The 23,117-nt window shown below is 70.0% G+C and carries 22 protein-coding genes and 1 pseudogene; 11 read left to right on the top strand and 12 right to left on the bottom strand.

Translation table 11 applies throughout. The features are described 5' to 3' along the window. Positions 1–45: 45 nt before the first annotated feature. Positions 46–4,080, bottom strand: a complete 4,035-nt coding sequence (locus tag IH25_RS0110850) for an amino acid adenylation domain-containing protein (protein WP_245172758.1) — start codon at positions 4,078–4,080, stop codon at positions 46–48. A gap of 699 nt (positions 4,081–4,779) precedes the next feature. Here IH25_RS0110850 and IH25_RS0110845 point away from each other — a divergent pair. Beyond that, positions 4,780–5,046, top strand: a complete 267-nt coding sequence (locus tag IH25_RS0110845) for a hypothetical protein (protein ID WP_030606627.1) — start codon at positions 4,780–4,782, stop codon at positions 5,044–5,046. 83 nt (positions 5,047–5,129) lie between these two features. Here IH25_RS0110845 and IH25_RS0110840 read toward each other — a convergent pair whose 3' ends face one another. Next, complete coding sequence (locus tag IH25_RS0110840) at positions 5,130–7,019, bottom strand: rhamnogalacturonan lyase (protein WP_030606623.1); 1,890 nt, start codon at positions 7,017–7,019, stop codon at positions 5,130–5,132. Between the two features lie 408 nt (positions 7,020–7,427). On the opposite strand from IH25_RS0110840, the gene IH25_RS0110835 reads away from it, so the two are divergent. Beyond that, entirely contained in the window at positions 7,428–8,474 is a 1,047-nt protein-coding gene (locus IH25_RS0110835; RefSeq protein ID WP_078844206.1) for a dienelactone hydrolase family protein, read from the top strand. A gap of 175 nt (positions 8,475–8,649) precedes the next feature. Here the strand turns inward: IH25_RS0110835 and IH25_RS39280 are convergent. Both IH25_RS39280 and IH25_RS0110830 read right to left on the bottom strand, forming a co-directional pair. Beyond that, positions 8,650–9,105 (bottom strand): annotated as a pseudogene (locus IH25_RS39280) (hypothetical protein); the annotation flags it as partial. An 84-nt stretch (positions 9,106–9,189) separates the two neighbouring features. Further along, positions 9,190–9,423, bottom strand: a complete 234-nt coding sequence (locus IH25_RS0110830) for a DUF397 domain-containing protein (RefSeq protein WP_030606620.1) — start codon at positions 9,421–9,423, stop codon at positions 9,190–9,192. A 438-nt stretch (positions 9,424–9,861) separates the two neighbouring features. Here IH25_RS0110830 and IH25_RS0110825 point away from each other — a divergent pair, with 438 nt between their 5' ends. The 4 genes from IH25_RS0110825 to IH25_RS0110810 all read left to right on the top strand — a co-directional run bounded on the left by IH25_RS0110825 (position 9,862) and on the right by IH25_RS0110810 (position 12,698). Further along, positions 9,862–10,116, top strand: a complete 255-nt coding sequence (locus tag IH25_RS0110825; RefSeq protein ID WP_030606617.1) for a hypothetical protein — start codon at positions 9,862–9,864, stop codon at positions 10,114–10,116. Beyond that, complete coding sequence (locus IH25_RS0110820; protein WP_030606614.1) at positions 10,088–10,603, top strand: DUF6879 family protein; 516 nt, start codon at positions 10,088–10,090, stop codon at positions 10,601–10,603. The genes IH25_RS0110825 and IH25_RS0110820 overlap by 29 nt, the downstream gene beginning before the upstream one ends. Before the next feature lie 14 nt (positions 10,604–10,617). Next, positions 10,618–11,466 (top strand): helix-turn-helix domain-containing protein, encoded by an 849-nt coding sequence (locus tag IH25_RS0110815; RefSeq protein ID WP_030606611.1) that lies wholly within the window; start codon positions 10,618–10,620, stop codon positions 11,464–11,466. Positions 11,467–11,657: 191 nt separating this feature from the next. Next, a complete protein-coding gene (locus IH25_RS0110810; protein WP_030606609.1) occupies positions 11,658–12,698 on the top strand; it encodes an SGNH/GDSL hydrolase family protein in 1,041 nt (346 codons plus the stop codon). A gap of 52 nt (positions 12,699–12,750) precedes the next feature. Here IH25_RS0110810 and IH25_RS0110805 read toward each other — a convergent pair whose 3' ends face one another. Beyond that, positions 12,751–12,936, bottom strand: coding sequence for a DUF397 domain-containing protein (locus IH25_RS0110805; RefSeq protein ID WP_030606606.1), 186 nt, complete (start codon positions 12,934–12,936; stop codon positions 12,751–12,753). Next, positions 12,933–13,802 carry a helix-turn-helix domain-containing protein gene (locus IH25_RS0110800; RefSeq protein WP_030606603.1) on the bottom strand — a complete coding sequence of 290 codons (870 nt, stop codon included), beginning with the start codon at positions 13,800–13,802 and terminating at the stop codon, positions 12,933–12,935. Before IH25_RS0110800 ends, IH25_RS0110805 begins: the two co-directional genes overlap by 4 nt. A 168-nt stretch (positions 13,803–13,970) precedes the next feature. On the opposite strand from IH25_RS0110800, the gene IH25_RS0110795 reads away from it, so the two are divergent. The 3 genes from IH25_RS0110795 (at position 13,971) to IH25_RS0110785 (ending at position 15,298) form a co-directional block, all read left to right on the top strand. Next, a complete protein-coding gene (locus tag IH25_RS0110795) occupies positions 13,971–14,417 on the top strand; it encodes an ATP-binding protein (protein WP_030606600.1) in 447 nt (148 codons plus the stop codon). Between the two features lie 102 nt (positions 14,418–14,519). After that, positions 14,520–14,948 carry a phage holin family protein gene (locus IH25_RS0110790; protein ID WP_245172757.1) on the top strand — a complete coding sequence of 143 codons (429 nt, stop codon included), beginning with the start codon at positions 14,520–14,522 and terminating at the stop codon, positions 14,946–14,948. Further along, positions 14,945–15,298 (top strand): DUF3618 domain-containing protein, encoded by a 354-nt coding sequence (locus tag IH25_RS0110785; RefSeq protein ID WP_030606595.1) that lies wholly within the window; start codon positions 14,945–14,947, stop codon positions 15,296–15,298. The genes IH25_RS0110790 and IH25_RS0110785 overlap by 4 nt, the downstream gene beginning before the upstream one ends. A 58-nt stretch (positions 15,299–15,356) precedes the next feature. Here IH25_RS0110785 and IH25_RS0110780 read toward each other — a convergent pair whose 3' ends face one another. Next, a complete protein-coding gene (locus tag IH25_RS0110780) occupies positions 15,357–15,878 on the bottom strand; it encodes a hypothetical protein (protein WP_030606592.1) in 522 nt (173 codons plus the stop codon). A 272-nt stretch (positions 15,879–16,150) separates the two neighbouring features. On the opposite strand from IH25_RS0110780, the gene IH25_RS0110775 reads away from it, so the two are divergent. Next, positions 16,151–17,191, top strand: a complete 1,041-nt coding sequence (locus IH25_RS0110775; RefSeq protein ID WP_030606589.1) for a hypothetical protein — start codon at positions 16,151–16,153, stop codon at positions 17,189–17,191. An 88-nt stretch (positions 17,192–17,279) separates the two neighbouring features. On the opposite strand, the gene IH25_RS0110770 is transcribed toward IH25_RS0110775, so the two are convergent. Together IH25_RS0110770 and IH25_RS0110765 are read right to left on the bottom strand one after the other, a co-directional pair. Next, a complete protein-coding gene (locus tag IH25_RS0110770; protein WP_030606586.1) occupies positions 17,280–18,707 on the bottom strand; it encodes a non-reducing end alpha-L-arabinofuranosidase family hydrolase in 1,428 nt (475 codons plus the stop codon). Positions 18,708–19,214: 507 nt separating this feature from the next. After that, on the bottom strand, positions 19,215–19,673 hold the full coding sequence (locus tag IH25_RS0110765; protein ID WP_051753876.1) for an ATP-binding protein: 459 nt from the start codon (positions 19,671–19,673) through the stop codon (positions 19,215–19,217). Between the two features lie 214 nt (positions 19,674–19,887). Here IH25_RS0110765 and IH25_RS0110760 point away from each other — a divergent pair, with 214 nt between their 5' ends. Next, positions 19,888–20,319 carry an ATP-binding protein gene (locus IH25_RS0110760; protein WP_030606579.1) on the top strand — a complete coding sequence of 144 codons (432 nt, stop codon included), beginning with the start codon at positions 19,888–19,890 and terminating at the stop codon, positions 20,317–20,319. A gap of 99 nt (positions 20,320–20,418) precedes the next feature. Here IH25_RS0110760 and IH25_RS0110755 read toward each other — a convergent pair whose 3' ends face one another. The 3 genes from IH25_RS0110755 to IH25_RS0110745 are packed head-to-tail and all read right to left on the bottom strand — an operon-like array spanning position 20,419 to position 22,927. After that, positions 20,419–20,772, bottom strand: a complete 354-nt coding sequence (locus IH25_RS0110755; RefSeq protein ID WP_030606575.1) for an STAS domain-containing protein — start codon at positions 20,770–20,772, stop codon at positions 20,419–20,421. Then, positions 20,769–22,124 carry a PP2C family protein-serine/threonine phosphatase gene (locus IH25_RS0110750; protein ID WP_030606572.1) on the bottom strand — a complete coding sequence of 452 codons (1,356 nt, stop codon included), beginning with the start codon at positions 22,122–22,124 and terminating at the stop codon, positions 20,769–20,771. Before IH25_RS0110750 ends, IH25_RS0110755 begins: the two co-directional genes overlap by 4 nt. Further along, the gene (locus tag IH25_RS0110745; RefSeq protein ID WP_030606569.1) at positions 22,124–22,927 is read right to left on the bottom strand and encodes an alpha/beta fold hydrolase; all 804 of its coding nucleotides are present in this window, start codon (positions 22,925–22,927) and stop codon (positions 22,124–22,126) included. Before IH25_RS0110745 ends, IH25_RS0110750 begins: the two co-directional genes overlap by 1 nt. Positions 22,928–23,117: the final 190 nt, after the last annotated feature.

The following is a 23,117-nucleotide window of genomic DNA, read 5'->3' as shown; positions in this document are numbered from 1 at the left end:
TCGTGTCTGGTCTTTCCGGTGGCACGTTGAACTCCGCGGTGGACGTCAGTAGTTGGGGGCCTTCACCAGGTTGGCGGTGCCTTGGACGATCTCGGGTATGTACACCCGCTCGGTCCAGGCATCCTGGGCGACCGGTTCGAGGGCGATCGAGACGGCGCCCTCGTCCACCGAGAAGGCGGTGCCCACCGCGCTGGTGATCGCGTCGACGAGCGCGGAGATCCGGTCGGCGGCGAGGGTGCTCGGGAAGTGCTTGATGCTGACGTGGGGCACTCCGATGGCCTTTCTGGGGAGGCGGGCGGCCTGGAGCGCGGAGACGAGTTCGTCGATGCCCCGCGCGCGCAGCAGTTCGTAGTGGTCCGCCCGGAGTTGGCTGATCCGCAGGGACGTCCGCGACAGCGCGGGGGTGGAGTCGATGAAGGAGTCCTGGTCGCCCCGGGCCCGGAGCACTGTGATCGGCGCGTCGAGGCCGCGCCGGGCCAGTTCGCCCGGGGCGTACTCGAAGGGGAAGGTGCGGCGCACCACGCCGGTGATCCGGCGCACCAGGTCACGGTCCAGGTGCTCGAACCGGCCGCGGACGAAGTCGACGAAGGAGTCCTCGTCCCGGGTCGCGGCCAGGCACGCCTCGACCGCCGACGGCTCCAGGTTCCCGGCGAACACCGAGTAGAGGATCGGGACGAAGGCGGGGTCCGAGAAGCCCGCCGGCGCCCCGGCCGGCCGTTCGCCGCGGACCTCCACGGGCGGCTTGCCGGGCGCGATCAGGATCAGCTCGTCCACCTGTTCGCCGGCGCGCTCCAGCTGGTGGGCGACCTCGAAGGCGACCCGGGCCCCGAAGGAGTAGCCCCACAGGGTGTACGGGCCGGCCGGCTGGGCCTTGCGGACGAGTTCGATGTCGTGGGCGACCATCTCCTCGAACGTCGGGTACGGCACCTCGCCGGCGTTGATGCCGTGGGCCTGCACCCCGAGGAACGGGCGGTCCAGGTCCAGCCGGCCCGCCAGCAGCCGCAGGCTCATGGGGTAGCCGCCGAGCCCGGGCCAGCAGAAGACGGGCCGGGCGCCGTCCCCGGCGCGCAGCCGCACCAGCCGGGGCAGCGCGGTCGCGGGCTCGCGGTCGACACGCCGGGCCAGTTCGGCGATGGTCGGCGCGTCGAACAGCACCTGGAGCGGCAGCGAGCTGCCGAGTTCCCGGTTGATCCGCCCGACGAGGTTCACCGCGGTCAGCGAATGTCCTCCGGCGGCGAAGAAGTTGTCCCGGATCGAGACGCGCTCCTGCCGGAGCACCGTGGCCCACAGCGCGGCGATGGCCTCCTCGGTGGGGGTGCGCGGCGGGACGACCGGTGCCTGCGTGTCGTCGACGGCCGCCTTGTCCAGCTCGCGCAGGGCCTGGTGGTCGACCTTGCCGTTCGGGGTGAGCGGGAAGGCGTCCAGCACGGTGACCCGGTTGGGCACCATGTACGGGGGCAGGTTCTCGGCGAGGTTGTCCTTGACGATCTCGGCCGGGCCCCGCATGTGGACGGAGTCCTCCTTCATGCCCTCGCTGAGCCGCTGTCCGGTGCTGATGCGGCCGCCGACGGCGAAGTAGGAGGCCGTGCCGGGGCCCAGGCCGACGAGGTCCGCGATGCGCCGGGCGGACGGCAGCGGGTTGCCGGTCTCGGAGCTGTACCCGGACGACATCAGCCCCACGTCGAGGCCGTTCATCTGCAGGCGCTGGAGTTCCCGGCCGAGGTCGACGTAGCGCTGCCAGGGTTCGGGGGCGTGGCCGATGAGGCTGATCCCGAAGCTCGCCCGGTCGTACACCTCCTGGTTGATGGCGATGACGTCCTGCTTGCGGACCAGGTCGTCGGACACGTGCGTCAACTCGGCGCCGTCGTACCGGTACTGGCCGCCGGGCAGGTCCGCGACCCGGTCGGGGTGGGCCTGCACGTACAGCTCGACCGGGCTGGTGACGGCCGGGGCCGCCGCCGACTCCACGACGTACGTCGCGAGGTGGTGGTCCTCGTCCGGGCAGCGCAGGACGTCCTTGATGCCGGGCGTGACCGGGCCGGGGTTGACGCGCAGCCCGTACTCGGGGAGGACGTGGTCGAACAGGCCGACCATGTGGCCGGCTTCGAACTGGAGGACTTCCCGGATGTTGTTGCGGTAGACGGGCTCGATGGCCGAGTGGCGTCCGACGAAGTGGGCCCGCAGCCGGGGCTCGCCGGCCGTGGCGGGGCTGATCAGTACGAGGCGGTGCTCGACCGGGTGGTAGTAGTAGAAGCCCGGTTCGAGGCCCGCGACGCCGGACAGCTCCAGGTAGAGCTGGGTGGCGTACAGCGAGCCCGGGGAGGCGTACCCGTACTTGGGCAGCAGCCGTTCGCCGCTGGAGAACTGCCCGAAGTAGCGCAGCAGGGTGCCCAGTTCGGGCAGGCTCAGGGTGGCCGGGTCCCGGTGCGCGGCAGGTTGCCCGGCCGGCCGGGCGAGCAGGGCCAGCAGGTCGGCGCGGGTGATCTCGCCGCCCTCGAAGAACCGGTAGGTCTTGCGGGCGAACACCGTGCGCCGCTGGCCGGCCGTGGCCGCGCGCCCCGGCAGCTCGACGGCCGCCGCGCCCTCGTCCTGACGCACCCCCAGGTTGGCGAGCTGGGCCTTGAGTTGCAGCCTGCTGCGCTTCGACTGGTGGTGAGCGCCGTGGTTGCCCTGGTCCATCAGCGCGGCGCGCCGCGGGTCGAGCTCCACGAAGGCGATGAGGTTGGCGCCGACCCGGGTGTCGTCCCGGACCAGGACGGCGGCCCGCTTCACCCACTCGTGCTTCTCGATGGACACCTTGATCTCGTCCAGTTCGACCCGGAAGCCGCGCAGCTTGACCTGGCTGTCGGTGCGGCCGAGGAACTGCACGGTGCCGTCGCCGTTCCAGCGGGCCAGGTCGCCGGTGCGGTACAGCCGGGCGGACGCCGGGTCCGTGGCGAACGGGTTGGCGATGAACCGCTCCGCCGTCAGCCGGGGATTGTTGAGGTAGCCGCGGGCCAACTGGACGCCCGAGATGTGGAGTTCACCGGTTTCACCGGGAGCCACGGGGCGGCGCGCCGCGTCGAGGATGTGGAAGCTCATGCCCCGGACGGGCCGGCCGATGGAGATGTGGTCGGGGCCCTCGTGGACGGTACGGCGGTCCACGGTGTGGGCCGACGCGTTGATGGTGCACTCGCTCGGACCGTAGAGGTTCACCAGGTCGATCCGCGGCAAGGCGTCGAGCAGTTCGACCGCCAGGGTCCGGGTGAGCGCCTCGCCGCCGCTGAAGACGTGGGTGAGCGAGGCGCAGTCGGACAGCCGGCCGGTGTCGACCAGCGCCTGGAGCAGCGTCGGCACGCCCTGCAGGGTGGTGACCCGGTGCGCCACGATCAGGTCGATGAGCCCGTCGGGGTCGGCGTAGCGGCCCGGCTCGCTCATCACCACGCTGCTGCCGCAGGCCGGCGCGAGGATCTCCCACTGGGCGGCGTCGAAGCTCAGCGGCGTCTTCTGCAGCACGGTCCTGCGCTCGTCCAGGCCCTGTTCCTCGGACAGCCACCGCATCTGGCTGACGATGCTGTGGTGTTCGATGCCGATGCCCTTCGGGTTGCCGGTGCTGCCCGAGGTGTAGATCACGTACGCGAGGGTGTCGCCCCGCGCGGGCGGGGACGCCGACGGTACGGGGGTCCCGGGGGCGGCCGGCTGTTCCGGTTGGACCAGGCTGTCGGCGACGGTGACGATCCGCGTCCCCGGCGGTGTCATCGCGGCCAGCCGGGACACCAGGGACTCCGCGGTCAGGACGACCCTGGTCCGCGAGTCCGCGATCATGTAGCGCACCCGCTCGTCCGGGTACTCCGGCGACAGCGGCAGGTACGCGGCGCCCGCGTGCAGGACGCCCCAGACGCTCGCCATGAGGTCGACGGACGGCTCCATGAAGATGCCGACGGGGTCGTTCGCCCCCACACCGAGCTGCCGCAGGTGGGCGGCCATGTGCTCGCTGCGCTCGCTGAGCTGCTGAAAGGAGAGCCGCTCCGTGCCACAGGAGACGGCAGTCCGGTCGGGCTGGGCGGCGGTGGCCGCGCGCAGCATTTCTGACAGGGACAATTCTCCGGACCCCGCTGGTTTCGCCATCATCCTTCGAACCTGGAATTCGTCAAGTTGAGAGCCTTGAAATAGGGCAGGTGGAATCGACGCGCGTAACACGTCCACGACATCGGGCATGCGGAATGCGCGTTGAGTGGCGGGCTCGGCCGCCTTCGGGCAGCCGTGAAAAGATCGGAAACGGCGCTCGTTCAGTGAATCGGTCGCCGGAAAGAACCGCTGGGACCGTACGGTGCGGAGCCGGGCCTCAGAGCGTCGCCGGCATCGCCGTACATCGGTCACAGGGATTCTGCACGTACTCAAGACATCGTGCAGACATGCGTGTACGCCTCCCCCTATACCGAACCGTTTGCCCGCGCCACCGTGCAACTCCCCCCGGAGGGCGCCGCGCAGGCCAAATCCGGCCAGTATTCTGCGTGATCGATTGAAACGTACACGAGGGAGATACTCCCGGGCAACGGTTGAACTGTTTCTGGATCACTTCAAGTACCGGAACCACGGAGGGTCACGAAAAAAGATCATGAACGGCCGCGGGGTCGACGCATTCCCCCAGGACCCGCCACCCACCTCCCGCACACCTGCGGCACCCCGGTCACCACCGCGGTGACGTTCAGCGACGAAGACAAATCTCCCATATGGGATGAATAGGACGGCCTGATGAGGGTTACTCCAGCAGGGACCCTCAAGGAACGGAGTCGCCTGATGATCGTCAAGAAGATGCATGACATGGGCGTCAAGAGCGAACACGCCTACCTGGCCGCCTTCGCCTCCATCGGTCTCACCGTCGCCAGCTGGGCCGGCTCCCTCAAGCTGGAACCCGGCACCGGCCTGGCCCGCGCCGACCGCTGGGGCCTCTTCGTCGGCGAATGGGCGCCCACGTTCTTCGGTCTCGGCCTCGCCCTCTCCCACTACGAGCAGAACGACGGCTCCCTCACCGGCGCCGTCCACCCCCTGCGCGAGGCCGGCTGACCGGGTACCGCGAGCACGCCCGCCTCGTCGGATGACGAGGCGGGCGCCGCGAGCGGGAAGTCTCCCCTGGTTCCCCTCTGCCCTCAGGGCGTGTAGACGCTGGGGCGCGGTGCGACGGGCATGTCGGCGCCGAGGAAGAAGCTGGGGTGCGGCGGCTGGTTGTACGCCGTATTCTGCCAGGCCAGCGCCGTCCGGTACTGGGTGTCGTGAAGCAGGGTGGTGATCCTGGTGCCGGTCTGGTACGGCGTCGAGTAGATCCGCAGGGCGCGGTTGTCGGCGGTCCGCCAGACGACCTCCTCGCGCCAGTCGCCGAGGATGTCCCCGGACAGCGCGGGCGTGGACTTGGTGCCGTTGTTGGAGGCGACACCGGAGCCGGTCAGCAGCCGGGTGTCGCCGGAGGTGCCGTACTTGTCGATGTGGGTGCCGTCGAGGAGTTCGCGGACGGTGTCGCCGTCCCACCAGGACAGGAAGTTGATGCTGGAGGGTTCCCGGCCGAGGGAGGCGCCGGCCGCCGAGCGCAGGGTGGTGTCGGAGGCCGACCACGCCTCGGCGCCCGGGCTGCCGGCGTAGATGTCACCGGCGACACCCCGGCCGTTGTCGGAGCCGGAGGCCGTCTGCCACAGGATCTGCCCGGTGCGGGCGTCGGCCATCCAGGAGCCCGGCTTGCCCGACTCCTCGTCGACCTTGAAGTACTCCAGGCCCGGCCGGGAGGGGTCGAGGTCGCCGAGGTGTGCCGCGTCGCCGTGGCCCATGCGGGTGGTCCACAGCCCGGCGCCGTTGTCGTCCACGGTCATCGCGCCGTAGACGATCTCGTCCTTGCCGTCGGCGTCCACGTCGGCGACGGACAGCGCGTGGTTGCCCTGACCGTCGTACCCCTTGCCGGAGTTGGTGGAGGAGTTGGTGTCGAAGGTCCAGCGGCGGGTGAACTGCCCCCCCCGCCAGTCCCAGGCGGCGATGACGGTACGGGTGTAGTAGCCGCGCGCCATGATCAGGGAGGGGCGGGCACCGTCCAGGTAGGCGGTGCCGGCGAGGAAGCGGTCGACGCGGTTGCCGTAGGAGTCGCCCCAGGAGGAGACCGTGCCCCGGGCGGGGACGTAGTCGACGGTCTGCATCGCCTTGCCGGTCTGCCCGTTGAACATCGTCAGGTACTCGGGGCCGGACAGGATGTAGCCGCTGGAGTTGCGGTGGTCGGCGGAGGCGTCGCCGATGACCGCGCCGGTGCCGTCCCGGGTGCCGTCGGCGGTCTTCATCGCCACCTCGGCCTTGCCGTCGCCGTCGTAGTCGTACACCTGGAACTGTGTGTAGTGCGCGCCGGAGCGGATGTTGCGGCCCAGGTCGATCCGCCACAGGCGGGTGCCGTCCAGCCGTATGCCGTCGACGTAGGTGTTGCCGGTGTAGCCGGACTGGGAGTTGTCCTTGGCGTTGGTCGGCTGCCACTTCAGGACCAGGTCGAGCCGGCCGTCCCCGTCGAGGTCGCCCGCACTGGCGTCATTGGCCTCGTAGGTGTACGCCACTCCGTCCGGGGTGGTGCCGCCGGCCGGCGGGGAGATCGGTACGTCGAGATAGCCGGGCCGGAACTGGAGGGCGTGCTCAGAGGCGGGCTGCTCGGTGCCGCCCACCACGGCGCGGACCGTGTAGTCGGCGGAGTCGGGGGCCCCGGAGTCGAAGTAGTTCGTAGAGGCGGTCACGGGCGAGGAGTTGAGCTTGGTGCCGCCTCGGTAGACGTTGAACGCCACGTCGCCGGGGTCGGTGGCGAGCCAGCGCCAGGACACCAGGTTGCCACTGCTGGTGTGGACGCTGGTGAGGCCCCGGTCCAGGCGTTCCACCTGCCGCGCGGTGGCCGCGTGCGCGGTCCGCGGGAGTCCGGCGAGCGCGGTGGCGGCCAGTGCGGCGGCGAAGAGGCCGACGGTCAGCCGGTGTCTCGTGCTCCGGGACCGCCGGGGGGTGGGGGCAGGCGGGTGTGCGTCGGTCACGATGACCTCCGTGGGTGGGGGGCGCGCGGTCGGCAATGCGCGTTCACGCGGGAATGGGAACGCTCCCACGGCGTGTGAGGTTAGGGACGGTCCGATGCCCGGTCAAGGATTCCGACGGGGTTCATGTTCGGCAATGTTCGGATCCGTTTCTTTCTTTTGCATCCTGATTGACAGCCGGGAGGGGCGTAGGGACACTGCGGGAAGCGCCGGGGATTTTCCGCGCGGGAGCGCTCCCCGTGGGTCCAGAACGCGACCCCCGGGCTCCCGTACGCCGGCTCGCGCCCGCTCGCCCCCCACCACCCCTCACCCCCGCCTTCCGGGAGCGTTCACACAGCACCTTCGGGCCACACCCCGTGCGCATGCCTCGCCCACCAGATGCTCCCGTGTCGGTCAAGGAGGCTCGCCTTCATGCCCGTTGCACACGCACATCACCACGCGTCAGGCGAATCCGGGGCCGCCGCCCGGCCGGCCCGCGGGCCGTGGCGGCGGACCGCCGTCCTGTCGGCGGCGCTCCTCGGACTGCTCGCCTCCGCCCTGACGACGACGGCGTCGGCCGCCGGAACCCCGCACCCCACGCCGCCGGCGACGGCCGCCCGCGTCCAGGCGCCGGCACCGGCCGGCAGCCCGTACCAGCGGGGCCCGGACCCCACGCTCGCCAGCGTCTCGGCCAGCCGGGGAACGTTCGCCACCGCACAGCTGAGCGTGCCGCCCGGCAACGGCTTCAACGGCGGCACGATCTACTACCCGACCGACACCGGCCTGGGCACCTGGGGTGCGGTCGCGATCGTGCCCGGCTACACCGCGCGCTTCGCCGACGAGGAGGCGTGGATGGGGCACTGGCTGGCCTCGTTCGGCTTCGTCGTGATCGGCGTCGAGACCAACAGCCGCACCGACTACGACACCGCCCGGGGCGCGCAGCTGCTGGCCGCGCTGGACTACCTCACCCAGAAGAGCCCGGTGCGCGACCGCGTGGACCCCGCCCGGCTGTCGGTGGTGGGCCACTCCATGGGCGGGGGCGGGGCGCTGGTGGCGGCCGAGCGGCGGCCGTCGCTGAAGGCCGCCGTCGGTCTGGCGCCGTTCAAGCCCTCCGGCAGCCCGACGGCCGACCGGGTACCGACCATGATCATGGGCGGCACTGCGGACACCACGGTCACCCCCTCGTACCTGGACGGCCTGGCCGCCGCCCTGCCGGCCACGACCGAGAGCGCCTACCTCCAGCTCACCGGGGCGAACCACCTCTTCGCCACCCGGCCCAACACGCTGGAGATGCGGATCCTCATCCCCTGGCTGAAGACGTTCGTGGACCAGGACAGCCGCTACACCCCGTTCCTGTGCCCGGCGTTGGCCGACCCGTCCGGCGTCTCGAAGTACCGCGCGACATGCCCGCTGCTGCCGGCCGGTACGGCGGCCGGCGACCGGAGCACGGAAACGGCGCCGCACTCCGCCCGCCCCTGACCCGTCACCGAGCCCGCCCCCACCCACTGCCCGCCGGCCGCGAGGCCCCGGCGCCGACGCGGCCGGCGGTGCGAAAGGAGCGACCATGTCCCCCACCCCCACGCCCGGTTTCGGGCGGATCAGCCGCCGGACCCTGCTGAGGGCCACCACCGCGACGCCATGCGCAGGACGTCCGGGCGCGGTTCGGGGAACACGCCACAACCGCCAGGGACAGGTAGGTAGGGCGTTCGAGGTAGAAGCCCAGTGACACATCTGTGCCGGACTCCAGCCGCTCGGCGGTGGCGTTGGCCACTTGGGCCAGGCGGGTGGTGTCCCGGTCGCGCTCGGAGGCGAACCGGGGCGCGTACTCGGCCAGCCGTTCCCCGATCCATGCCGCCGCTTCCTTGGCCTCATCCCAGCTACCACGGACCAGGGAACGGGGCTTGATGAGCCAGTACGCCGTCTCGATCGGTGGCAGATCGGATGTCGGGAACTCGGCCGCCACTTCCCGGTAGCGCTTGAGCAGTTGCTCCGTCTTCACGTCCTCATGGGCCACGGGAGCCGGTGGCGGCTCGGGGTGTGGGGGACGCCGTAGGGCCTCGTTGTCGAAGCGCTCCTTCGGTCCGACCCATAGGTAGCCGTGGTGGTGCACCAGTCGTTCCTGTTCGCAAGGTGTCGGCCGGGCCGGACCCGGGGACGGGGCATGGACCCGGCCCGGCTGACGGGAGGGGGAGGATCAGACGCTCAGGCCGAAGCGCGCCGGGTCGATCCCGGCCGCGTCCAGCTCCTCCGTGGTGAACCGCAGCGGCTGCGCGTCCGGCCGCTTGCTGTCGCCCAGGGCCCAGGTGTCCTCACCGATCCGGGCCAGGGTCACGCACGCCTCGCCGTCCGGGTGAGTACTGCCCCCGCACGCCTTCACGAAGGAGGCCCCGCTGATGTCGAGCGCGTACAGGTCGCTTCCGTTCTGCATCACTGCACCTTCCTGCTCAACTGAACGCGGCCATGACTGACCGCCGCCGCCCGTTCGGGCGGGAGTTCAAGGGAATGGAGCACGCTTCAGGTCCTGGAGCGTTCACCGGAATGGGTACAGCGCCGACACTCGCAAGGAGGCCACGCGTCCGTCATCGCAGGCGGGAGATCGTCGGTGTCAATACGGCCTGCTCGGAACTCCAGGTGTTCCCCGAGTCGTGATACCCGGAGCGGGTAGCCCTGCGACTTCTGCGACATTGCTTCCTCCCTGGCTCATCTGCTCGAGGCAGGACGTTAGGAGGCGATGCGTCCAGGGTTCTACGAACTTGCATGAGCTTGCACGCCAATTTTTCCAGCAGGCCCCGGTATTGACGGCATCTCCGCAGTTCAACCAAGCTGGTGCGAGCCCGAGCAAGCACCTACTGCAGGGAGGCCCGATATGGCCGTAGAGTTCATTGGGATCGACCCCGACACAGACCGGGACCACTGCCCCACCGTGTGGGCGGACGCGGAAAGCCAGGAAATCTTGTTGCAGGGGTGGAAGACGGGCACTGAAATTCAGGCGGAGTGCGAGGCAAGCAGTCCCGCGAACGGTCCGGTGCCTGACAGTGAAGCAATCGTCAGGATTCCGGCCCGGATGATCCCGATGATCAGGGAGGCGTGTGATGTCGTCGAGCGTGCCCGGCTTCGCTGAGCTGCTTGGCCAGTGTGACCGCTCTGCCGTCCATCTGGAACTGCGTGACTGTTACGCCCCGACGGACCGGTTCGAGGCGTGGAAGCGGGGTGAGCGCATCAACTGGGTGGACCGCGAGTCCTGGTGGCATCCCTATGACCAGTTGATCGCAGATACGGTGGCCAGGGGTGTATCCATCCGCCGGGCCCGGGTCGTCTCCGAGCCCGTATCGGAGTACATCCGCTGGGAGCACTACGTCACCCACGCCAACATCACGGCGGGCGAGGAGGTTCGATGGATGCCACGGCGACGGGCCACAGATATCCCCCTGCCGGGTAATGACTTCTGGCTGTTCGACGGCGCGTTGCTCAGAGTGCACCACTTCTCTGGTGACGGCGTGGTGGTCGAGGACGAAATCACGGCGGACCCGGCAACCGTGAAGCTGTGTTCCACTGCCTTCGAAGCAGTCTGGGAGCGAGCGACGCCGCACCACCTGTACAAGATCTGACGAAAGCCAGCTCCATGCCTCCTCATCCCTCCTCAAGCGTCCAAAAGGCCCGCGAACTCCTCGCCGGCCGCCTCCGGGAGATTCGGAAGGATGCCGGGATCAGCGGGCGGGAGCTGGCCGTCAGGTGTGGTTGGTCGGAGTCGAAGTCGTCAAGGATCGAGAACGCCAGGACACCTCCCTCTGACTCCGACATCACAGCGTGGTGCCAAGCCTGTGCCGCTGAAGCTCAAATCCCAGACTTGATCGCCGCCAACAGGCAGTCCGCCGACGCTTACGTGCAGTGGAAGCGACTCCAGCGGAGCGGTCTCCGTCGCCTGCAAGAGTCAGTGGTCGACCTGTACCAGCAGACGAAGATGTTCCGTGTCTACGTTTCTGACGTGATCCCCGGATTCCTCCAGACACCCGGATACGCCACCGCCCTTTTGTCCTCCATCGCAGGCTTCCGGGGAACACCGGACGACGTGAGTGATGCGGTCGCCGCCCGCATGAGGCGTAACCAGGTGCTGAACAACGCCGCCCGGCGGTTCTCGTTCGTACTGGAGGAGTCGGTGTTGCGGTACCGGCTGTGCAGCGCCGAGACCATGGCGGCGCAACTTGGCCACCTGCTCGGCGTCATGGATCTTCAGAACGTCGCCGTAGGCATCGTGCCGTTCTCCGAGCAACGGACTGTGTGGCCCATGCCGACCTTCACGATCTTCGACGACACCAGGGTGCACGCGGACACGCTGGATGCCGCTTCCGCCCTCACACAGCCCAGCCAGGTCGAACTGTATGCCCGAGCCTTTGACCGGCTTGCGCAAGGGGCCGCACGGGGAGCGGCAGCACGTGCCCTGATAGCCGGCGCGTTGGCCACCCTGGACTGAGTGAACATCAACCTCACACACTCGGGTGGTTTACGCAGCGCCCCCATCCGTCCATCGCGTGCACCCCCCTACCTTTGACTTGTAGCTGCGTGACTACTCTATGTGAACGGAGATCGTGCATGCGTTCGGCACCTTTGGGTCGACTGGCCGCCCTCGCCTCGGCAGTCCGGTCGGCCCATTCCGGAAAAGCCATGCGGCGCCCCGTATCCCGCCTGCGGACAGGCGCGCTGGCCGTGGGGCTCACGCTGGCGGTGTCCGCGCTCGCGCCCTCGGGCTCCGCCGGCGCGGCCGATCAGTACGAGTGGGCCGCGCTGGGTGACTCGTACACCGCCGGCGTGTTCGTCGGAACCCCGCAGCCCCCGCTCGGCGGTGCGTCGCGGGACGGCTGTGACCGCACCAGCGACGCCTACCCCGGCCTGGTCGAGCGGGAGCTCGAGGAGTTCCCGCCGGGCAAGTTCGTCCACCTGACCAACGTGAGCTGCGGCGCCGCCGTCATCACCGACATCGCCGACACCAAGCAGACGCCGATCAGCCCGGTCCAGCCCCCCGCCGCCGGCTGGAAAGAAGTGGACCCGCAGATCAAGCGGGCGAAGCTCAACGACGACACCGACATCGTCACCATCGGCGTCGGCGGCAACAGCCTGCCCTTCGGCGGCATGCTCCTCAAGTGCCTCGAACTGGGCGCGACGCTCGGCAAGACCTGCCGGGAGTACTACACGAGCCCTCCCGAGGGGGAGGAAAGCATCGAGGAGAAGCTCGCCAGGGTCCAGGACGAGTACGTCGAAATGCTGGCCAAGGTGCACGAGGCAGCGCCCAACGCCAAGGTGATCACCGTCGGCTATCCGGCCGTCCTGCCGGAGGAGGGCAGTGCCTGCAACCGGCTCCTGCTCACCGAACTGAGCGCGATCAAGCACGCCGACATCGACTGGCTGCGGGAGAGCGTCCTCAAGCCGTTGAACAGCACGATCCAGCGCGTTACGTCGTTCTTCGGTGACCGCTACGCCGACGTCTACTCCTCCAGCGTGGGCCACGACGCCTGCCAGCCCGCGGGCACCAAGTGGGTCGAGGGAATCTGCGGCGACGCCGAGGACTACTGGCCCGCAAAGGTCGGCAAACTGAACTGCGGTGCCATCAGCAAGCGCGTCACCCTGGTCCACCCCAACGCCGCGGGCCACGCCAACACCGCCGCGCACGTCGAACGAGCCATCCGCATCGCTCTCCTCGAACGCTGACCAGCCAGCCGGCGGAGGCGTACCGTCACGGACGGCACGCCTCCCCCACGCTTCAGTCCCCGGCCGCGTACCGCACGAACCGCGCCCAGCCGTCCCGGCCGACGGCGAAGTCCGAGCGCGTGACGTCCTTGGAGTCACGTACATGCACGGCCTGCTCCGTGACGGCAACTTCAACGCAGTCATCGCCCTGACTACCGCTGTGGCTGGACTTGAACCAGGCGAGTTCCGTCGTGCTCATAGCTCTCCTCGCAGTTGCTCCAACAGACCCCGTGAGAGTGTGGGGTTCAGGGCCTGCGACCGCAGTGTGTCATAACGCTGGTAGAGGAGTCTCACCTCTTTCGCGTCCGAGATCAGCCGACCATTCTGCTGTCCTTCGGAGTAGGCGAACCGCTGCCCCTTCGAAGTCTCCAGAAGCCGCACAGGCCCGTCCAGACAGGCATGCAACTCGGCCTCCAACGGGACGACCTGCAGAGTTACGTTCCGCGGCGCGCTCAACTCCAGCACATGGTCGAGAAGCTCCCGCATCTGCGCGGTCTCCCCGAACTTCCGTCGGAACACGTGCTCCTCGACAATGAAGTGGAACGGCGTCGTCGGCCGCTCGAACAGCATCCGCTGCCGCTCCATCCGCGTGGCCATGAATTCTTCCAACTGATCGTCCGGCGCCACGGGAACGGTTCCCTCGAACACCGCCCGCGCATACCCCTCCGACTGCAACAGCCCCGGCACCAACCGGCACTCATACGTGCTCAGGCTCACCGCGACCTTCTCCAGCTTGGCCCAGCGTCGGAACCACGCCGCCAGTCCCGCCTCTCCCCGCGTCAGATACTTCGCGGCCTTGCGGAGCGCGCCCGTGTTGCCCGTCGCCTCCTCCGCCCGTTCCACGAAGGAGTCGTCGGGCATGCGCCTGCCCAACTCCACGGACTCCACGGTGTGTTTCGAGAACTGGACCTGTCGTCCGAACTCCTCCCTGCCCAGTCCCGCGTGCTCGCGCAGGGCCTGGACGACCGCCCCGAACGTCCGCAGGCTGTCGGAGGGATCGGGTTCCCGCTCCACCTCGCAGGCCGTCAGGTCGTCGTCGTTCTCGCTCGCGCCGCCGTGTGTCATCCGCGGCCACCTCCAGGTGCGTACGTTCCGTGCTGCGTCCCCCGCGCTCGACAGCACCCAGCGTGACGGCAGGGATCGCGTACTGTCCACAGAAAGTGCCCGTACGCTGACACAGCGTACGGGGCGGGCCTCTGGAACAACGTCGCGCGCGCCCGCCACGGTGGTCCCATGACCCCCACGACACCACCCCAACTCCCCGGCACCACCGTACATTCGTTCTCCCAGCTGCTGTCCTCCACGCGCCGGGGCGCCCGCCTGGCCCGGCTGCTCGCCGTCGGAGAGTTGCACGCGTGGGGACTGTCACCGAACGTCATCGACCGCGCGGAGCACATCGTCGCCGAACTCGCGGCCAACGCCGCCGTGCACGGCCGGGTGCGGGGACGCAGCTTCCGGCTCGTCCTCGGCCTCGATGTCACCGCCGGAACCCTCCGCGTCGCCGTCAGTGACGCGCGCGGCGACCGGCTCCCCGCACCCGCCTCGACGGACCGGCCGGAGGAGGCGGAGTCGGGCCGTGGTCTGCTCCTCGTGGCCGCGCTCGCCGACCGGTGGGACACGGAGCCGTATCCGCCGTCCGGCAAGACGGTGTGGGCCGAGCTGGACGTCGTAGCCCCCTGACCGGCGCCGATGAAGGGATGGTGAACCGCGCGGACCTGGGTACCCGCGTGGCACGACGGAAGTTCCGCATGCCACGCACATCAGGTCTGGAAGGTGATCGCCGTGTCCCGTACGCAGCCCCACTACGAGGCAGGCCGTCAGGCGCACGGAACCGAACCGGTGGGCGAGCTGGTCCAGCGTGCCTCGCAGCAGCTGACGGAGCTGGTGCGGGGCGAGCTGCGGCTGGCGCAGGCGGAGATGAAGGAGAAAGGCAGGCGTTACGGCAAGGGCGGCGGACTGTTCGGCGGCGCCGGGCTGTTCGGGTTCCTGACACTCCAGGCCCTGGTCGCCACCGTGATCGCGGCGCTGGCCGTAACGCTGCCGGTGTGGGCGGCGGCCCTGATCGTCACCGCCGTGCTCGGTGTGATCGCCGGGGTGATGGCGCTGACCGGGAAGAAGGAGTTCGCCGAGGCGGCGCCGCCCACACCGGAGCAGACGATTCGGAACGTCAAGGCCGATGTGGCCGAGATCAAGGAGAGTGCGCACCGATGACCCAGCCGCCCCACGACGAGCCCACCGCGTCCGGCCCGGAGGAACTGCGCGAGCAGGTCGAGCAGACCCGCCAGGAACTGGGTGAGACGGTCGAGGCGCTCGCGGCGAAGACGGACGTCAAGGCCCGCGCCAAGGAGAAGGCCGCCGAGGTGCGGGAGCAGGCCGCCGAAGTGAAGGAACAGGCCGCCATCAAGGCCGAGTTGGCGGGCCGGCTGTTGCAGGAGAAGGCCCCCGAGCCGGTACGGCAGACCGCCGCCGTCGCCGCACGCTTGACCCGCGACAACCGCACGCTGCTGCTCGCGGGCGGCGCGACGCTGCTGCTGTGGCTGGTCTGCCGCCGCAAGAAGTAGCGGGAGGGATGCGAGAGGGGGCCGGCGCCCGTGGGTGCCGGCCCCCTCTACGCGTTGGTCACTTGCGCTTGACCGGGGGGCACGTGCCCGTCTCCTCGCCGATGGAGTTGATCTCGGCGTTGGAACGCACGTCGCCCGCGTAGTTGATCTTGTCCGTGCACTTCTTGTCGTCGGACGCCGGCTTCTGCACCGGCGGACACGTGCCGGTCTGCTCGCCGATGGAGTTGATCTCGGCGTTGGAACGCGGGTCACCGGCGTAGTTGATCTTGTCCGTGCACTTCATCGCGGCCTTGGCGGGCGCCCCCGACGACTTGCCTTCCGCGGTGCCGGACGCGCCGGACGTGCCCGACGACTTGCTGCCGGCCGTGTCGGGCTTGGCGGACGTGTCCGACGACGTGCCTTCCGTGCTGCCGGACCCCGGGGTGCTCGTGGGCGTGGCCGACGAGTCGTTCGCCGAAGCGGAAGCAGAAGCGGAAGCGGAAGGGGTCGTCTTGGCGTCGTCGTCGTTGCCGCATGCCGTCAGGGCCAGGCCGAGGGCGACGGCGGTGAGGGTCAGTGCCGAGATCTTCCGAGTGCGCATGCTGGTGTCCGTCCTCTGCTGGCGAGTGATCCGGGCGGCTGTTCGCCCGTGTGGCCTTCTGCCCTCATTGATAGGCGGTCGGGTCGCCCCCGTTGCCTCGCGCTCGCGCTCAAGACACGTTCGTGACATGACGCGGACGACGCCGCGACGTACCCCCGGCCGCGGCACCCCGACCGAGGCGCCTCCGGCCGAGGTGAAGGGGCCGAGGCGATGGCCGGACCCTGCAGGGCCCGATACGCTGCGCGGGAGCTGACCTGGCAAAGGAGCGGTGTATGTACGCCCAGGGACATCGAGCACAGCAACGCGCACGGGACGCCGAGCGGCAGGCGCCCGCGCACGGACCGCGGCCGGGCTCCCTCCCGCCGGGCCCCGGGGGGCTGCTCCATCTCCAGCGCACCGCGGGCAACGCCGCGGCCGTCCGGGCCCGCTCCCTCATGGTGCAGCGGACCGCCGTGACCGACCCGCGCACCAAGCAGTCCGTGGAGAGCGGCGGCCTCTCCCCCGACGAACGTGTGGCGCTCGCGGCCCAGTTGCTGCGGGCCAAGAAGACCAAGGAACTGGACCGCCTGCGCGCCGCGCACCCCGACGAGCAGGACAGGCTGTCCGAGCGGGCGCTGCGCGCCATCATGCCCCGCTACCGGGACGTCCACCCGGAGTCCGAGGGCGAGTCGGAGAGCGAGGACCCCAGCGTCTTCTACCGCACGCTCCGCCCCGAGGAGCTGCCCCTGCGCAACGGCCTGCGCCCGCCGGTCGGCCACGACCCCGAGAAGTCCGCCGCCGACCACATCCGCGCCGGCAGCAGGGCGAAGGTCAAGTCGTCCTGGGTCTCCTTCACCCGCAGCCTCAAGACGGCCGCTGCCTGGGCCGCGGAGAACGAGTCGCGCATCGCCAAGGTGAAGCTGCCCGACGGGGTCAGGGTCGAGGAGGGCAGGGTCTACGACACCACCGACCCGGAGCAGCTCGCGGCCGTCTTCAACGGGGGCGGCGGCAGCGCGGAGAACTTCGCCAAGGCGTCCCAGGAGGTCGTGGTGAAGGGCGGGCTCGACGCGCAGGCCGTGCTCGAGGTCTTCAAGGCCAAGTACCTCACCCCCGAGCAGTACGAGCAGTACAAGACGGGCGCCGCCACGGACGCCGGCCTGTACGCCGTGGTGCGCACCCGCGCGAAGGTGACCGAGAACAAGCAGAAGCTGGTGCCGAAGCCCATCGGCATCTACCAGCACCAGGAGCCGCCGGTCGGCGTCCCCAAGCGGAAGGACCGGGAGCGCACCCCGGAGAACGACGACCGCAGCAACCGCCCCCGGATGACCACCTGATGAGAGGAACCCCGGCCGTGCTGGACGGCCGGGGTTCCTCGAAGCGGGGAGAGCCGGTCAGCGGGCTGTGCCGCCCGTGCCGGGAGGGTCAGCGCTGGAGGGTGAGGACACCCGGGCGCCACGGCAGCTGGTCGTAGGGGCCGCTCGCGCTGGGGGACTTGCCCTGGTAGAGCAGCTGCAGGTTGCAGGGGTCGATGGTCATGGTCTGGTCGGGGTTGTCGCGGACCAGGTCGCCGTGGCTGATGTCGTTGGTCCATCCGGCGCCGCTGTTGGCCTTGCCCGCGAAGGGGTTGCTCTCGGTGGCGGCCTGCGGGGTCCAGGACCCGTTCAGGCTGGTGGCGGTGAAGGAGCGGAAGTAACGCTGCTCGTTCGCACCCCGGGCTTCGACGATCATCAGGTACTGGTTCTGGCCCTTGACCTTGTACACCTGCGGCGCCTCGAAGAGGTTCTTCGTGGTGTCGCTCATGACGGTCGTGTAGGACGAGCCGAAGTTGCCGGGGAAGTTGCCGATCGGCATGCTCGCCCGGTAGATCTTGCCGTTGTCACCGGCGAAGAACAGGTACATGTTCTGGTCGTCGGCGATCAGGGTCTGGTCGATCGGGCCGGTGCCGGACTCGGGCAGGCTTCCGGTGAACAGCGGCTGCGGGGCGGACCAGCCGTTGGGGTTGGTGGGGTCGCTCGACGTCCGGTAGATGAAGGGCCACGCACCCCACTGGTACGCCAGCACCCAGATGTTCTTGGGCGCGAAGTAGAACAGCGTGGGCGCCACCGCGGACTGGCTCATCCCGGTCTGGCGGGCCGACGCCATGTCCGACCAGTTCGTGAAGGGGCTGAACGCCATCGAGCCGTAGGACGATCCCGACACGTTCGACGCGTAGACCAGGTGCTTGCCGTTGTACGTCACGTTGGTGAAGTCCTTCAGCGCCGCCCAGCCGTTCGCCGGCTGCGCCAGGGCGCCCGTGGACGACCACCGGTACGTCGACGGAAGCGCGCACGATCCGTCCGTCGGCGGGGTCCCGGTCAGCCCGGTCCACTTCTGGTTGCTGCCGCCGTTGCACGTACCGATCTGCACCGCCGTGCCGTTGGCCGTACCGGCGCCCGCGGCCTCCAGGCACAGTCCGGACTCCGTGCCGACGACCGTGCCGTCGGACTTCACCTGCCACTGCTGGTTGGCGCCGCCGGCACAGGTCCATATCTGCACCCGGGTACCGGAGGTGGTGGCGTGGCCCGGGACGTCCAGGCACTTGTTGCCGTATACGGTCAGCTGCTTGGCGTCCGTCAGCGTCCACTGCTGGTTGGTCCCGCCCCAGCAGTCGTAGAGCTGCAAGGCCGTACCGTCGGTCTGGCTCGCGCCCGGCACGTCCAGACACCGGTTCGAACCGACACCGCGCAGGGCGCCGCTGCTCGCCGCCTGGGCCGGGGTGGCCACGAGCAGCGCCGCCAACGCGGTCAGGGCGGCGACCACGGCGGCGAGCACCGCGGAGGGGTGCCTGCGGCTGAAACTTCCTCTGTTCATGGGGACTTCCTCAACCTTGGGGAGGCCGTTGGGCGTGCTGCGCTTGGCGTGCGCATGACATATGGGTTGTTCGTGATATCGAACATCGGCCGCAATGTCGGCCACCTGAAGAATTAAGGAAGCGGTGAACGGCGTCAATACTTCTCGCACGAGTCGCTTTGGCCGTCGAAACATTCGTACGGGGCCGCACGCGACGGCGTCGGCCGTGAAGAGCCGACGGGCGGGGCCGGTTCGAGGAAGAGCCGACGGCGGAGGCCGGTTCGGGCGGGCAGGCGGAGGCCGGCTCGGGCGAGCAGGCGCGGGCAGGCGGAGGCCGGTCCGGGCGGGCCAGGCGGAGGCCGGCTGACGCGAGCAGGCGCCGGCCGGTTCGGGCGAGCAGGCGCCGGCCGGTTCGGGCGAGCGGGCGCAGGCCGGTTGGCGCGGGCAGGCGGCTGGAGCCGCGGCCCGGTTACGGCGAGGTGGCGGCTTACGGTGCGCGGGTGAGCGCCGGTCGAGTTCGCCGGTCGCTCACCTGCCGGTCCAGGCGCCGGCGCCGTCGCCGAGTGGGTGGTCCGTCAGGGCCAGGCGGACGGTGATGCGCTTGCCGACCGGCTCCCGCATCGCTTCGAAGCTCTGGCAGAGGGCCATGACGATCTCCAGGCCGTGCTGCCCCACCCGGCCCACATCGGCGGCGCGGGCCACCGGCAGCACCGGGTCGGAGTCCCACACCTGGAGCTCCAGCAGATCGCCGACGATCCGCAGATTCATCAGGATCGGCCCGGCGGCGTACTTCCGCGCGTTGGTGACCAGCTCGCTCACCACCAACTGCGTGACCTCCACGGCCCGCTGGGACACCGCGACACCGTGCTCGGAGCGCATGCGGGTCAGGAACCCGGCAGCCGTGTGGCGGGCCCTGGCGATGCAGGCACCCTGCCCGTCCAGAGCCACCGCGGCACTGAGCACCGCGTCATCCGAGTGGGCCGTCATTCCGTCCTCGCCCACCAAAGCCCGTACCATCCGCACCGCCTCCGCTACGTCACGCCTCACGCGCATACCCCTGATCGGGCCGGGCAATCCAGGGCGGGCCGAGTGTCGGCCACGCCACACGACGGCCTACGGAGCATCACCGCCGCATCACGTTGGGTTGCCGCGTACCGGGGCAGACGGGACAGGGAACTGTCGGTCGGCTGAAGGAGGAACCATGGCGGACGAATCGTCCATGAGGGCTGTCGGGTGGGCGCGCTCGTTGCCGCTGAGCGCCGGAGTGAAGGAAGCCAGGGACTGGACCCGTGCGCACATGGCCGCGCTCGGCTGGGAACGGACGGCTCCGACGCTGGTGGACTCGGTCGTACTGGCCGTCTCGGAACTGGTCACCAACGCCCATGTCCACGCCCACAGCGCCGCACAGCTCATCCTGACCTGGGACGAGCACTGCCTGCACGTGACGGTGCACGACGCCTCGCCTCGGCTGCCCGAGCAACGCCACGCGGATCACGGCGCCCTCGGGGGGCGCGGGCTGCTCCTGGTCGACGCCCTCGCCGACGACTGGCAGGTCCGCCGCTGTCCCCGCGGCAAGGACGTCACCATGTGCTTTCAACCGCCCCTCGCCTCGGAGGGAGCACAAGGGGGATGAGTACGGGACGAGGAGTACGGAACCAGGAGTACGGAACGAGTACGGATCACGACGGTGGGGCCGGCACCGCCGAGGACGGGCGCGAACGCCGTCGCCCGGTCATCCCGCGCCGTCCTCGGAGGGGGAAAGGCTGTCACCGCCGGGGTGAAGGGCGAAAATTTGGTCGAGGCCGACGATGCGCAGGGTGCGCAGGACACGGGGCGGCACGGCGGCGAGAGCCACGTCCGCCCGGGCGGCTCGCGCGTGATGGTGGGCGGCGATGAGGGCCGTGATGCCGCTGGAGTCGCAGAACTCCACGCCGCCCAGGTCCAGGACGAGGCGCTGGCCCGGCCGGAGGGTGAGGGTGGCGAGCAGCGCCTGGAGTCGCGGGGCGGTGTCGTAGTCGAGCGCGCCGGACATCTCCACAACGGGACCGGCGGCGGCGTCTCGGGTGGTGATCTTCAGTGCGCTCATCGGATGCTTCTCGTCTGGGGGTCGGGCGCCGGGACGCCGAGGGCGAGCAGCGCGGTGTCGTCGTCGAGGCCGTCGCCGAAGCCGTGCAGCACGCCGGTCAGGGCCTCGACCACGGCTTGCGGGGGCTTACCGGCATGGCCGGCGACGCAGGCGAGCAGCGCCTCGTCCCCGTACAGGCTGGTGCGGTCCTCGCCGGTACGGGCCTCGGTGATGCCGTCGGTGTAGAGCAGGAGCACGTCGCCGGGGCCGAGCACGGTCGTGGCGGCGGTGAAGCGCGCGGAGGGCAGGATGCCGACGAGGAGGCCACCGGGGGTGGGCAGGAAGCCGGCGGTGCCGTCGGCCCGCACGGTGATGACCGGGGGGTGCCCGCCGGAGGCCAGATGGACGGCGACCTGCCCGGTACCGGGTCCGGGCTCCAGGGTGCCGAAGACGGCGGTGCAGTAACGCGGGTCGCCGCTGCCCGCGTAGCGTTCGTGGAGCACCTTGTTGAGGGTGGTCAGCACGGAGACGGGGTCGGGGTCGTGCAGCGCGGCGGCGCGCAGGGTGTAGCGGGTCAGCGAGGTGAGCGCGGCGGCCTGGGGGCCCTTGCCGCACACATCGCCGAGGAAGAAGCCGAAGCGTTCGCCGTCGATGCGGAAGACGTCGTAGAAGTCGCCGCCGAGCCGGTCGGGATGGGCGGTGTGGTAGTAGGCGGCCGTCTCCAGCCCGGGTACCTCCGGGAGGGTGTCGGGCAGCAGCGACTGCTGGAGCACGGCGAGGGCGTCCTGCAACCGGGCGCGGTCGGCCTCGGCCTGCCTGCGCGCCTCCTCCGCCTGCTTGCGTGCCTCCTCGGCCTGCCTACGCGTCTCCTCCGCCTGCCTGCGTGCCTTCTCGGCCGCTTGACGGCGGCGTAGCAGCTCTTCCTCGTAGGCGCGGCGGTCCCGGGCGTCGAAGACGGTGGTGCGGATCAGCAGCGGCTCGCCGGTGTCGCCGCGTTTGATCACGGAGGAGACCAGCACCGGTATCCGGCCGCCGTCTGCCTGTTTGAGCTCCAGCGCGATGCCGCTGATCTCGCCCTGCATCCGCAGCAGCGGTGCGAAGTGCGTCTCGTGATAGAGCTTGCCGCCCACGGTCAGCAGGTCGGTGAATCGTTTCCGCCCCACCACCGCCTCCCGCTCGGTACCGAGCCAGCCCAGCAGCGTGGCGTTGATCTTCGCGATGGTGCCGTCCATCAGTGTGGACAGGTACCCGCACGGTGCGCTCTCGTACAGTTCCTCGGCGCTGTCCTCCAGCAGCGCGGCGAAGGCGGCGTTGCTGGAGGATTTCTCGTCGCCGGCCTCGTAGGGATCGGGTTGCCGGCCGGTGCGGCACATCATCGCAGCGCCGCCAGGAACTCCATGATCGCCTGGTTGGTGGCCTCGGGCGCGGACAGATGCGGGCAGTGCCCGGTGGCGTCCAGCGTGACCAGCGTCGAGCCGGGGATCGCCCGGTGGACGAAGGCGCCCACCTCCCGGGGAGCGATCACGTCCTCGGTGCACTCCAGGATCAGGGTCGGCACCCGCACACGCTTCAGGTCGTCCCGGGAGTCCGACAGGAACGTCGTCCGGGCGAAGACGCGCGCCATGTCCGGATCGGTGGCGCAGAAGCTGTTCTTCAGTTCCTCGCCCAGTTCCGGCCGGTCGGCGTTGCCCATGATCAGCGGAGCCATCGCCGCCGACCAGCCCAGATAGTTCGCCTCCAGCGAGGCCAGCAGTTCGTCGATGTCGTCGGCGCTGAAGCCACCGTGGTAGCCCTCGTCGTCGATGTACCGCGGGGACGGGGCGACCATCACCTGCGCCCCGATCCGCTCCGGCGCCATGTCGGCCGCCAGCACGCCGATCATCGCGCTGACGGAGTGGCCCACGAACACCGCGTCGCGCAGCTCGAGCGCCTCGCACACCTCGACCACGTCCTGGGCGTAACCGGCCAGCGAGGCGTAACGCTCCTCCGAGAACGCGGTCGCGTCCGAGCGGCCCGAGCCGACGTAGTCGAACAGCACCACTCGGTAGTCATCGACCAGGGCGGGCAGTGTCAGCCGCCACATGTTCTGATCGCAGCCGAACCCGTGAGCCAGCATCACCGTCCGCCCCTGCGGGTTGCCGGTGACGGTCACGTTGTTCCTGCGGGCGATGTCCATACCCGCCAGTCTCGCAGGCCTCCCCCGCTGCTCCGGTCCCGGTCCTGGGGCCCTGCCCGGCCCATGAGCCAGGAGAGGTGGGTCCGGGTCGGGGGTCGGGGTCGCGGATCCGGGTCGGCGTCTCGCCGCCGACTCCGAGCAGCGCATGGCTGTGTTCGGCGGGGGCGGGGGGCGGGGGTAAGGACGGACG

Source organism: Streptomyces achromogenes subsp. achromogenes, assembly GCF_000720835.1.
Lineage (GTDB): Bacteria > Actinomycetota > Actinomycetes > Streptomycetales > Streptomycetaceae > Streptomyces > Streptomyces achromogenes.
This window is presented reverse-complemented; position numbering and strand designations above follow the sequence as displayed.